Origin of the sequence: Actinoallomurus bryophytorum, from assembly GCF_006716425.1 — a bacterium.
Lineage (GTDB): Bacteria > Actinomycetota > Actinomycetes > Streptosporangiales > Streptosporangiaceae > Actinoallomurus > Actinoallomurus bryophytorum.
Genome location: NZ_VFOZ01000001.1, coordinates 2,763,172 through 2,775,587, shown reverse-complemented (window position 1 = coordinate 2,775,587; position 12,416 = coordinate 2,763,172). Strand labels below are relative to the sequence as shown.

The 12,416-nt window shown below is 67.2% G+C and carries 8 protein-coding genes; 4 read left to right on the top strand and 4 right to left on the bottom strand.

Annotation, left to right across the window (positions count from 1 at the left end):
• Window positions 1-21: 21 nt before the first annotated feature.
• From FB559_RS13005 to FB559_RS12990, 4 genes are read right to left on the bottom strand one after another with little or no spacing between them, the layout of a single operon-like run.
• Window positions 22-3,189, bottom strand: coding sequence for a helicase HerA domain-containing protein (locus FB559_RS13005; protein WP_141955847.1), 3,168 nt, complete (start codon window positions 3,187-3,189; stop codon window positions 22-24).
• Complete coding sequence (locus FB559_RS13000) at window positions 3,189-3,812, bottom strand: hypothetical protein (protein ID WP_141955846.1); 624 nt, start codon at window positions 3,810-3,812, stop codon at window positions 3,189-3,191. The genes FB559_RS13005 and FB559_RS13000 overlap by 1 nt, the downstream gene beginning before the upstream one ends.
• Window positions 3,805-4,860, bottom strand: a complete 1,056-nt coding sequence (locus FB559_RS12995; RefSeq protein ID WP_221640002.1) for an endonuclease domain-containing protein — start codon at window positions 4,858-4,860, stop codon at window positions 3,805-3,807. Before FB559_RS12995 ends, FB559_RS13000 begins: the two co-directional genes overlap by 8 nt.
• Window positions 4,860-6,626: an FUSC family protein gene (locus FB559_RS12990; protein ID WP_141955845.1), complete on the bottom strand. Its 1,767-nt coding sequence runs from the start codon at window positions 6,624-6,626 to the stop codon at window positions 4,860-4,862. Before FB559_RS12990 ends, FB559_RS12995 begins: the two co-directional genes overlap by 1 nt.
• A 1,229-nt stretch (window positions 6,627-7,855) precedes the next feature.
• Here FB559_RS12990 and FB559_RS12985 point away from each other — a divergent pair.
• From FB559_RS12985 to FB559_RS12970, 4 genes are all read left to right on the top strand, one after another.
• Entirely contained in the window at window positions 7,856-8,971 is a 1,116-nt protein-coding gene (locus tag FB559_RS12985; RefSeq protein ID WP_141955844.1) for a type III polyketide synthase, read from the top strand.
• A gap of 18 nt (window positions 8,972-8,989) precedes the next feature.
• Window positions 8,990-9,514: a cupin domain-containing protein gene (locus FB559_RS12980; RefSeq protein WP_141955843.1), complete on the top strand. Its 525-nt coding sequence runs from the start codon at window positions 8,990-8,992 to the stop codon at window positions 9,512-9,514.
• 5 nt (window positions 9,515-9,519) lie between these two features.
• A complete protein-coding gene (locus FB559_RS12975; RefSeq protein ID WP_141955842.1) occupies window positions 9,520-10,653 on the top strand; it encodes a DegT/DnrJ/EryC1/StrS family aminotransferase in 1,134 nt (377 codons plus the stop codon).
• A gap of 217 nt (window positions 10,654-10,870) precedes the next feature.
• Window positions 10,871-12,394, top strand: coding sequence for an MFS transporter (locus tag FB559_RS12970; RefSeq protein WP_141955841.1), 1,524 nt, complete (start codon window positions 10,871-10,873; stop codon window positions 12,392-12,394).
• Window positions 12,395-12,416: the final 22 nt, after the last annotated feature.

Sequence of the window (12,416 nt, the reverse complement as noted above, 5' to 3'; positions counted from 1 at the left end):
TGAGCGAACGGACCACGCGGGTCAGTGGACCCGAGCGCGGTCGAGGACCTCCTCATTCGTCAACGGGCTCTTCGGATGATGGCTGAGGCACAGTGGCGTGCGGATCTTCTGCGGTGCCTCCCCCTCGGCCGCGACGTAGAACTCGCCCGAGCGCAGCCGCGACACATCGGGGATGTCTCCGCCTTTGGCCTTGGCCATCTCCCGGGCGGCTTCGATCTGGATCGGGCTGTTCAACAGGCCGTAGAACTGGGTGGCAGCGTTGCCCGGAATGCGGTTGTGCAGCCCCTTCGGCGCCTGGGTGGCGAACACCAGCCCGAGCCCGTACTTGCGTGCCTGCGAGGCGAGAGCGAGGGTGCTCTGCGTACACGCCGTCATGGTCCCGGACGGCGCGAGCGTCTGCGCCTCGTCCATCACGAAGAGGCCGAGCAGCGGCCGATCACCGGCCGGGTGCTTCTTGATGTACGCGAAGAGCGCCATCTGCAACTGGTTGACGAAGCTCTGACGCATTTCGTCGGAGGGCAGGCCGACCAGGCTGATCACCGAGACGCGCGCCCGCTTTCCGCTGGAGGGTGTCAGCAGGACCGCTGGGTCCAGGGGCGTGCTGTCGCCGCCGAACATCGGGTCGTTGTCCACCGACGCCCTGAGCGTTTGAGCCAGGTCGCCGGCGATCTTTTCGGCGTCGGCGAGCTCGCTGACCCCGTACGGTAGGTCGGCGAGCGTTTCGATCAGGCCGCGCAACGTGCTGCCGCCGCGCCGGCCGTAGTGGTCAACCGCCCGTCGCAGGACGGCGAGGCCGAGGTGCGCCTTCGCGGCCCGGCTGTCCAGCCGTGCCCGGGGGATCAGCGCGGCCACCGCCGAGTCCACGGCCTCGTTGAACTCATCCGGGTCATCGCGCGCGCTCTTGAAGTCCGGCAGTGGTTGGAAGCTCAGCGGCCGTCCGGTCTCCCGCCTCGGCGTCCACACCACGACCTCGGTGCCGGCGATGTAGTCGGCGGCCTTGTCCGCATCACCGGGTCCCCAGGCCGCCGGCGGCGCCGGCCACGGATCGCCGAGCCGGGCCAGGTCGTTGTTCGGATCCAGCACGATGGCGGACACGCCCTGGAGCGCGCACTCCTCGACCAGGCGGCGGATCAGCACCGTCTTGCCCGAGCCGGAGCCGGCGAAGATCGTGACGTGCTTGCGCAGTGACTCGAGGGCCAGCCGGGCCGGCTCGCCGCTCGTGTAGTCGTGACCCACCGTCAGCGCCGGCACCGGCTGCTGCGATGCACCGCTCGTACGCCTCGGAGCGGCCGATGCGTCCAACGGTGCGCTCGTCGGCTCGTCCGCCTCCGACCGCATCGGCGGGTCCGCCAGATCCGCCATGGCCTGGCGGAAGATCTGGATTCCGCTGGCCGGCTTGCGCCGCACCAACCACGCCGTGAGGTCGACAGGAGCCTCGTCGAACAGGACTTTTAGCGCGGCCAGCGTACGGAGATCGGACTCTTCGAGGGCCAGCGTCGCCGTGTTCTTGGACTTGAGCTCCTCGATGACGCTGAGTGTCTTGTCACCGGTCCATGGGCCGTTGCGCAGGAAGTAGAGCCTGCGCTTGGGCACCTGATACTCGACACCAGCCGCCGTGACCGCGCGCTTGATGCGGTGCAACGCGGCGACGCCGTGGTGCCCGGCACTGATCGCCCGGAAGGACCAATGCGCCTGGTCCTCCGTGTCCTCGTCGAGCGTGCGCCGAAGTCTCGCGTGGAGTGCCGGTTTGGGGCTCGGCGGACCGTCCTGGCCAAAGGACTCGTCGGCCATCCCCCGCTCGATGATCCATGCCATCAGCCCGGCCGAAAGCAGGCCTGGGATGACTGTGTCCTCGCGGTTCGGTGCGAGCGGTGCCCCGACGTCCGCTTCGTCCTTCAGCGCGTCGAAGCGTGCGTCCAATCGTTCGCGTACCTCATCCGAGATGTCAGGGGAATCGAGCGGTGCCGCACTTGCCTCACTGCTCGATGGTTCTTCCAGGCGCCCGAGCTCTAGGACCTCGTTATTCAGCAGACACTTCCTGACATGCCTGTCGATCTCAATGAGCAACTGGCGCGGAGTGAAACTTGTGGCGGTCTCGAATGTCTCCGGACGGATCGGCCATGATGGGTAGGGCGGTGAGAACGGGACCTGGCCGTAGCTGTGGGTGAACCGCTTCTCGACGATGCTCCGTGCGATGGCCGGATCTCTGATGGGGCGCAATTCCTCGGGCTCGCGGAATCGGTCGCCCACGGTGTCGGTCGCTCTGTTCTTGATGAGCATCCAGGATGGGGGAATGCACGCCACGAGGGTCAGCGTCCGGCGGGTGTCCTGGCGCAGCGCCATCAACCCGTGCGCGATCTGTTCCAGCACCAGCGACTGCGCCCAGTCCTCGGTGTCCGACGGCTCGGTCTGCCGGCGCTCGTGGGATGCCGCCGACGACTGTGAGATCAACGTGTCGATCTGGTCGACGGCCATCACGGTGGGGCCTGTCAGCGCGAACAGTTTGGACAGCTCGCGGACGATCTCCTGCGCGGTGCGCGGCCTCCGCCGCATGCGCCACTGGGCGCGCTCGCCTGTCTCGGCCTCCGGCTCGCAGCTGAAGTAGCTCTCCGCGAGCTCGCGATGCGCGAGGTCATCCGATACGTGCAGCGCGAGCGCGCGGACGGTGTCGTCACACTCGCGCGCGACCAGGCGGTCGTAGTCGCTCAGCCCGCGGACGAAGGCGTCCAGCGCCGCCGTGGTCAGTTCGGTCTCTCCCATGACGGCTCGCCGCGCCGATCGGGGCGCGCTGACCACAGACGAGAGCCTCCGAAGGAACAGGCGCAGCTGGGTATCGCTGCCCGGCACCGGCCGGAAGAGGCCCTCGGTCATGGAGGCCAGGACGCTGTCCCAGAACCCCTTGGCGTCGAGCAGGCTCACCAGGAAGAAGTAGCCGCCCTGGTCCTGGATCTGCTGGCGGACCCAGCCGAGCAGGTGAGTCTTGCCCGAGCCGCGCCGGCCCTTTAAGACCAAGCCGAGCGGACTGGCGTCCTTGCTCGCCTTCGCGTCGGCCATGGCCGCCAGCACATCCTTGACGACTCCCCGGTGCAGCCCTTCGACGTGGTACGGCGACGGGCGCCAGACATCGTCGGGTACCGGTGCCCAGTCGAACCTCAGCGCCTCCAGCGCCTTGCGTTCGTCTTCGTTCATCAGATTCCGATAGCGATCAGATGCGTGTCCTGTCCGCCGACCCGCACCGCGTTGCGGCGATCCTCGGCGGTGAGGATCTTCTGGTTGGCCTCACCCATCATGTCCACGTCCTCCGCCCGGCTCAGTGCGAGGAAGGCCTGGTCGAGCGCTTCACTCGGCACATCGGCGAGTTTCCGGCGAACGTCGGTGTGCCTGAGCCACGCACCGGGACGCGGGGCGAGCGAGCCGTAAGCCGTGCGAATCCGTGTCTCGAGATCGTCGACCGGCGCCTCGGCCGTGTGGGCGAACATCTCCCCGAACCGCCGGTACGCGCCGTGCTCCAGCACCCGCTCCCGGAGGTTGTCGTGCAACGCGCTCAATGCCGCACCCAGCGCTCGGGCCCGGGGACTGTCGAAGTTCAGCCCTTGGTGCACGCGATCCCAGCCCTTGTCATCCAGGACGTGAACGAAGGCCTGGCCCACTTTCCAAGTTTTGACGTAACCCAGGTTGTTGAGCTTCTGCCGGCTCTTGCCGGTCAGTGTTATCCGGTAGCGCTCGTTCAACTCCGGGTTGGAGATCTCTCGTGCCTCCGCCATCAACACCATGAGGGTTGCACTCTCCGCCGGGGTGAGGTTGTCAGCCACCCTGCTGTCCTTTCGTCATGTCATGCCTTCGTGTCCGAATGAGGTGTTCGATCTGCGCCGCCACCGCGTGCACGTCGTGCTTCACGCGCGCGTTGGTGAATCTGAGAACGGCGTAGCCATCCAGTTGCAACCGCACGTCGCGTACGCGATCGGTGTCGTACTGCTCGGGCCGGCAGTGCTCCAGCCCGTCCAGCTCCACCACCACGCGTTCGGCGGGCCACAGCAGGTCGGGCCGGATCGGGCTCCGTACCAATGTCGGCTGGTAGGTCCCGTTCCAGATCCGGCCGTACGCCCACTCCTGTCGCGCCAGTACCGCCTCGAGCGCGGCCTCGACGGTGCTCCGCGGATGCGGCCGGCCGACCACCGTCGCGGCCTCGCCCGATGACGTCACCGCCGTCTCCTGCGGGACGGGTACGAGGTGCAGGGTGCCGATGCGCTCCGGACCGGGCGATTCGGTGCCGGTGAGCCACACGCCCAGCCGGCCGCGATCGGCGAGCCACTCCGCACCCGCCACCACGACATCACGGACCGGCGGATCCCCGGGCTCCGTCTCGATCGGCATGGTCAATACCAGCCGGCCGCGCCGGAATCCCGTCGCGATGACGCGGGCAAGTCCCGAGGCCCGTAGCTCGGGCCGCAGCCGTGCCCGTGAAGGCCGGCCGGTCAGCGCCCGTTCCGCCAGATCGGCGAGGAACGTACTGGAACAACCCACGACGCGCGCCCGTTCGATGGCCACGGCCCGGATCGCCGCCAGGGCGGCACCCTGCGGACCGTCCAGCTCATCCGCTTCGGGCAGCCATCCGGGGAGGAGCCGCCGGGCGACCGTGTCGAGGGCGTCGAGCACCTCGGCCACGAAGGCGGCCACCGAGCCGGCTGCCGACGGGGTCACCACGACCGCCGCCGGAAGATCGCTGAATCGGGCGGCCGCCGTGGCGATGTCCTCGGCCGAGACACCCGAGAGGTGGACCACTCGATCGGTCGGTACGCTCGCCAGCCGGTCGTGCCAGGCGGCCTCGCCATCGCGCAGCGTCGTGATCGCGTCTCCCATCACGCCTCCGGTGGCGTGTACGGGGCGCCGTCCGCGGCGAGACCGTGCGCACGCAGCCGGTCGACGAGTACGCGGTCGACGGCCTCGTCGGCGTTGAGCAACGCCACGAGCCGCTCGGCGGCCTGGAAGGTGCCAGCGTCGACCTCGCGCCTGAGCTCGGCCTCGTTCCGCAGGTCGAACAGCAGCGCGGTCAGTTCCCGGGCCGCCACCTCGTCTCCATCGGCGCTGATCTGGCGTCGCAGATGGGCCAGCTGTGCCTGGACGGCGGCGCCGTCCTCGGTCGTCTCCGAGGTGAGAAGCTTTTCCAGCTGGCGAGAGGCCGCCTGGTCACCGGCATCGGCACGCTGCTGAAGCGCGTCCGTCCGGCCGTGCGCCGCCAGGAGCTCGGCCAGGGAGTCGACGGCCGGTTGCCTGCCCTGATCGGCCCGCTCACGCAGTTCGTCGACCGCCCCACGGTCCGCCAGGAGCGCCGCGAGGTCCTCCTCGGCAAGGAGGCTGCCCGTGTCGGCCTTGATCCGCAACGCGTCGGCCTCGCCACCGTCGGCGAACATCTCGGCCAGGCGCCGGCCGGCCTCCGGATCGCCACTCGCCGAGGCGGCGCGCATCTCGTCGATCCGATGAGTGAGTGCGGCGATGCGGCCGAGCCGGTCGGCGGCGGACCGATCGTGGGGAACCTCCGCCAGATGCCGCTGGAGCAGGTCCATGGCCTCTCGCTCGCGTCCGCCGCGGAAGAGCACCCCCGAGAGCTCGACCGCTCCCTCGCCGTGCAACTCGAAGAGTCGCCGCAACGCCTGCTCCTCGTGGCAGTAGCGCATGCGTGCGTTCGCCGCGGCGGCGAGGCGACGAAGGTCTTCTGCTTCCTCGGTGGCGAAGATCAGCGTCTCCCACGCACTGCGCGGAGGACAGTCGGTACGCCGGATGTGCTGAGCCACGTAGTCGGCCACGACGTAGCCGGCCAGTGATCCGGTATGGCCGTCGTCGACAGGTGCCAGGGCGGACACCGCGCCGTGCAGTTCTTGCCGGCCGAACGCCAGGGCGTCGGCAAGCCATCGCAGCGGTCGGTTGACGCGCTGCGGCGGGGTCAGATATCCGCCCACGGCCGTTGCGAACGCGTCCTCGACGATCGGCGACAGGACCCCGAGCCGCCGCGCGTCGGCGGCGAAGCTGATGACGGCCTTGGCATAGGGATCCGGCGCCTGCTCCCACCGGTGCCGCAGATCGGGTCCGGCCGCCAGCACCTGAGTGAGCCCCGCGTCCTTGACGTCGAGCGCCAGCCGGATCCGGGTGTCGGCCTTCGCGACGCGATCGGCCTCCGCCTGCTCCTCGATCGAGAGCGCGTCCGGCACGCTCACGACCTCGGCAAGATCGAGGAGGCGCTGGTCGTTCTCGAACTCGGCCGGAGCTCCCAGCCCGCGTGGCGTCTTCCTCTTCAGATAGTCATCGGGCCACAGCGTCGCGACCACGATCGCGGGAAACCGGAACAGCCGTATGACGTGCTCCTTGGTCAGCCGCGGGTCGGCGCCGAAGAAGCGGTGCATCTCATCGAGCCAGACGATGACCCTCTGCCGTGGCCCTTCGAGCACCTCGACGATGTCACCAGTGCCGGACGGCTGAACGATCGGCCAGTTCGGGGCGACCGTCTGGACGGCCTCGTACAGCGATCTCGTCTTTCCCGATGACGAGCGGCCGATCAGGAGAACGAAGCAGCCCCGCTCAATCCCTACAGAAATTCGTTTTCGCAGGTCATAGTCGAAGTCGCGCTCCACATATTCCGGAAGTTCCCCAACGCTGTCTCTCACCGTGATCGCTGCGTGAATGCCGAGCTGGCGGGGCGGCACCTCGTCGAAGCGCGGTATGGGCCCTGCCGACGGCAATTCGGCTAGCCGTAACCAGGTATTGTGCCATTCCGCATGGTCGGTCTGAGGTACACCGAATACATGGAGCAGGCACGACAACACATCTTTTGATGGGCGCCTGCCGTTCAACGTCGGGCTCACCGTCGCTGGTGGAAGGTCCCGCGGAAGGTCGAGCCGCCTGGCTCGCCGCTGGATCTCACTAAGTGACATGCCCACAGCGGTTTTCAGCCGACTGAGGAGTCTTCCGAAATCCGCCCAGTCCTGGGCGGCCGCAAGATCGGCAGCACTGACGGTCGTCAGGTCGCTCAGCCCCCTTGCGACGCCCCTATGCCGTTCGACAAGCAACGTCGAACGTCCCGGAACACCTTACGAACCACCCGTACGGAAAGCCATACCCACAGTTGAGTGCGATGACTGCCGGAGTGCCTCGTTCGAGGTCATGCGAGATCGTTCCATACCGTCGACCGAATGGTGTTTGCGCTGCTCACATGGTCCCGTCCGCGAACACACGGTTCGCGATCGTGAGGGGATCCAAATGGATAACCGGCTCACTATCCTGCGTGCGGTCGTGGCGTTCTCTCGGCCGCCGCCGCCACGGCGACCTTGATCAACACTCTCGTATGCGTCCGGCGTGACGGCGGCCGCAAGGCGAAGTCGTCGAAGTCCCATCCGGCTGAGCGTTGACTTGGCACGTCTCCGTACGGTCGCTCATCGCAGGGCGCACAGGGTGTCCGCGCCTCGGGAGAGAAGCCCAAATCGGGATTCCGGGCGAACATCGCCGCGGCGACGGGCGGACATCGTCCGTGCCGCCCCGTCCGTCCGCGGCATCGTGAACGTAGTGACCAGCGGTAATCCCAGGACGCAATGGCCCTGGATGCGGCCGGGGTTGACACACGCCCACGTGGGTGTCACGCTTTTGGCCTTGGCGCAGTTGTGCCCAAATCGGCTTTAGGCCCTCGCACACCCGAGATTAGTCATCGCGATCTCGTCGCCATTCTCTGACTTCAGATAGTCCTATCGGGACGCAGTTCTTTTCCTCATTATGGGTGAACTCGTCCGTCTCATCATGGCCCCACAACAGCACTGAAATCAGTCGGCCATGTTCAAGACAGCGGATCCTACGGGAGGTGGGTCGAGGCATGCCTAAGCTATGCAAGCCGTCGGTGAGTGTCCCGGAATACGTCGTCACGCTGGAAGATACCCTGCAGTTCGCCGAGAGGGTATACCACGGAAAGCCTTCGCTTCCGCTAGCGCTGCGACTGATCAAGAACACGGGGGTTCGTAAGCGGCATATCGTGCGGCCAATTGAGGAGATCCTCCATCACCCGGGATTGGAGGAACGCAATCGGGTCTATGAGATCGAATCCAAGAAGAGATGTCCCGAGGTCATCGAGCAGGCCCTGGCGAACGCGGGAGTCACGGTACGCGACATCGATTTGATCGTGTACGTGTCGTGTACCGGATTTCTGATGCCATCGCTGACCGCATGGCTGATCAACAACATGGGCTTCCGGTCCGCTACTCGGCAGATACCCATCGCGCAGTTAGGCTGCGCGGCCGGCGGGGCGGCGATCAATCGGGCTCATGACTTCTGTATGGCGTATCCGGACAGCAATGTCCTGATCGTTTCCTGCGAGCTGTGCTCGTTGTGCTACCAGCCGGACGACACCGATGTCGGTTCGCTGCTGTCTGACGGGCTGTTCGGCGATGCGGTCGCGGCCGCCGTGGTCCGGGGCAGCGGCGGTGTCGGCATAGAGCTGGAGCGCAATGCCTCGTACCTGATTCCGAACACCGAGGAGTGGATCTCTTTCGCCGTCCGGGCCACTGGATTCCACTTCCAGCTGGACCGCCGCGTGCCCGGAACGATGAAACCGCTGGCGCCGGTGCTGCAAAAGCTCGCCGCGGACCACGGCTGGGAGGCCGGAAACCTGGACTTCTACATCATTCACGCCGGCGGTCCGCGGATTCTGAACGAGCTCGCCAAATTCCTCGATGTCGACAGCAGTGTGTTCCGCCATAGCTGGGACACGTTGACCGAATACGGCAATATCGCAAGCGCGGTTGTGCTCGAAGCGGCACGTCGGCTATTCGAGGAAGGGACTCTGACGGCCGGTGCCACCGGCGTGATCGCGGGATTCGGCCCCGGCATCACCGCCGAGATGGCCCTAGGTAGATGGAGCAGTGACGCGACAAGCGACATGGACCAGATCCGGCAGGGAGTCGGCATCACGCCTCAAGCGGAATTTCGCATCTAGGATGAGGAAGCGAGTCATATGGACGGCCTGATCGTCGCACCTGGCCAAGGGCGGAAGGTGATTACGAAGGTGCAGGAGGTCACCTTCAAGGTCACCGGAGCGAACGGCTCCCCTGTGTCGTCTTTCGAGGTGGTGGTTCCGCCCGGTTTCGACGTCGGGGCACATACCCACAGCAACTCCGAGGAGTTCTTCTACGTCTTGGCCGGAGAACTCGACGTCCTGGCATTCGAGCCGATCGAACGCACAGAGGAGACCTGGCATGACTGGCAGTCGCCCGATGGGCGACGAAAGGTCCGTGCCGGCGCGGGCAGCTGCATGTTCGTTCCACGCGGGTGTCCACATGCCTTCACGAATCCCACCGACGAGCCGGCCGTCATGCTGTTTCAAAGCTCACCATCGCCCAATCACGAACACTACTTCGATGAATTGTGCGAGATCTTCGCAAGCGGTGAGGTCGTGGACCCTCATGCCGTGCAGAAGCTGCGTGACCGCTACGACGTCAACCAGATCACGCCGCTGCGCAACGAACCGCCTACGAGGTGACTCCCATGGACAGGGTTCCCCTGGTTCACGCGAGCTTGGGTGAGCAAGAACTCGCGGCCGTCGCGGAGGTGTTCTCCTCAGGATGGCCGGCCGGTCAAGGTCCCCAGGGAAAGGCACTGGAGACAGAGCTGGCCGAGCGCTACGGCGCCGCCGGCGCGGTCGCGTTGAGCAACTGCGGCGCCGCGCTGCACCTGGCCCTGCTCGCACTCGGTGTCCAGCCGGGCGACGAGGTGATCGTCGCCGACTACACCTTTCCTGCCCCCGCCCATGCCGTGCGGTACGTCGGCGCGGTCCCGGTCTTCGCCGACGTACGCGCGGATACCGGGACCATCGACCCGCTGGCGGTGGCCGACCTGGTCGGCCCGCGGACCGTCGGCGTGATCGCGGTGGACACGGTCGGCCTGCCGGCCGACTACGAGGACCTCAAGCTGATCACGGACCGGCACGGGCTGTTCCTCGTAGAAGATGCCGCCTGCGCTGTGGGCGCGACGTACCGCGGGCGCGAGGCGGGTGCGCTCGCTCCGGTGGCCTGCCTGTCCTTTCATGGCCGTAAGGGCGCCACAAGCGGTGAAGGCGGAGCCCTGCTCACCGCCGATCCCGCGCTCGCGGCGAAGGCAAGGCTTCAGTCGTCGTTCGGCATTCAGCCCATTTTCGACCAGGCACAGATCGTCGGCCTGCCGATACCGGTGTTCACCGAGATCGGCTACAACTACAAGCTGTCCGACATCGCCGCCGCGATCCTGCGCGTGCAACTCGGCCGGATCGGCGAGCTGCTGGATCGCCGGTGCGCGGTCGCGGCGCAGTACGCCGAACTGCTCGCTGACGAAGAGCTCGTCACACTGCCGCATGTGCCCCCGGATCGAACCCATGCCTGGCAGACCTACATGGTGAAGCTGGACGCCGGCGTGGACCGTGCCGGCGTCGCCGCTGACCTGCGCGCTCAGGGCATCGGTTGCGGGCACGGCACCTGGGCGTGTCACCTGCAGCCGGTATACGAGGCCAAGCAGGAGTGCCCGGTATCAGCGAGTCTTTTCCAAAGTCACCTCGCCATACCCATGCACGCCGAACTCACCGCTGGCCAGGTCGAACGCGTCGTCGATACCCTCCGTACCGCCCTCCGCGCCCATTCGCGTCCTTAGCAGACTCGGAACCGCCTTCATCCAGCCGGCCTCGGGGGTTGAGCGGCAATAACGAGCTTTTCCAGGTCACATCGACGACCTGCTCGAAGAAGGAATTCCGACGGCCTTTCCCACCTGAGGGCACGGTCGCCGGAAGCCGCGGCGATGTCACAGACCGGCGGCGCTGCTCGTCTTAGGTTTTGAGCCCTTAAGTCCGCTGATGAACAAGGAGATGATTATGGCAAGGGGTAGCGCAGCCCCCGCCGCCGAGCCGAGTTCGGAGGTGGTCGGCGACCCGAGGAGGTGGCTGATCCTCGGAACCGTCTGCACGGCCTACGCGATGGTCGGCCTTGACTTGACCGTGATGAACGTCGCGCTCCCGTCAGCGCAGCGAGCACTGGGGTTCTCGAGCGCCGACAGACAGTGGGTCGTGACCGCGTACGCGCTGGCCTTCGGCAGCCTGCTGCTGTTCTGCGGACGGCTGGCCGACCGGATCGGCCGCAAGGAGAGTTTCCTCGTCGGGGTGGCCGGCTTCGGGGTCGCCTCCGCCGTGGGCGGCGCCTCGACGAGTTTCGCGATGCTGGTGACGGCCCGCGCGTGCCAGGGAGTCTTCGCCGCGCTGATGGCGCCGGCCTGCCTTGCCCTGGTGGCCGCCAGCTTCACCGACACGAAGGAGCGGGGCAAGGCCTTCGGCATCTTCAGCTCGGTCGCGAGCGGCACGTCGGCGCTGGGACTGATCGTCGGCGGCGTGCTGACCTCGGGCCTGAACTGGAGATGGTGTCTGTACGTCAACCTGGCCTTCGTCGCCGTCGCGCTCATCGGGGGCGTGCGGCTGCTGGACAGGCAGCCCAAGCCGGATACCCGGATGGACGTCCCCGGCGTGGTCCTCGCGTCGGCCGGGATGTTCTGCGTGGTCTACGGCTTCGCCAACGCCGCGTCGCACAGCTGGAGCACGCTTGGGACGTGGGGCTTCATCGCGGCCGGCGGCGTGCTGCTGGCCGCCTTCGTGACCTGGCAGACGCGCGCGCCGCAGCCGCTGCTGCCGCTCCGGATCGTTCTCGACCGCAACCGCGGCGGCGCGTACCTCGCCGTGCTGATCCAGGGGGGCGGCATCTTCGGCGTCCTGCTGTTCCTCGTCTACTACATGCAGAGCATCCTCGGTTACTCGGCGATCACCTCGGGTGTCTCGCTGCTGCCGCTGTTCGCGGCCGTCACGGTCGCGGCGGCCGGGGGCGGCGCCAAGCTGCTGCCGATGTGGGGGCCCAAGCCGCTGATCTCCGGTGGCATGCTGATCGCCGCGGGCGGCATGGTCTGGCTGACCACGATCGGAGTGCACTCGGGCTACGTGGCGAACCTGCTCGGGCCGCTCATCGTGGTCGGCTTCGGCGTGGGCTTCGTCTACGCCGCGGCGCTGACCGCCGCCACCGCGGGCGTCGCGCTTCAGGACACGGGGATCGCCTCGGCCTGCGCCAACACGGGCCAGCAGGTGGGCGGTGCCGTTGGCACCGCGCTGCTCAACTCCATCGCCGCCACCGCCGTCGCCGGCTGGCTGACCAGCCACACGCACAGGGTGCCGACACTGGGGGAGTTCCAGCTCGCGTCGGTGCATAGCTTCACCACCGTGTTCTGGTGGTCCGCCGGCCTCTTCGCCGCCGGCGCCGTCATCACTGTCCTCCTGCTGCGCAACGGCCCGCTGCCCGAGGGTGCGGGCGGTCATGGCCACGGCGCCCCGGCCGCGGAGCCCGAGGCCCAGTCGGCCTGAGGAGACACCACCACCTGACGGA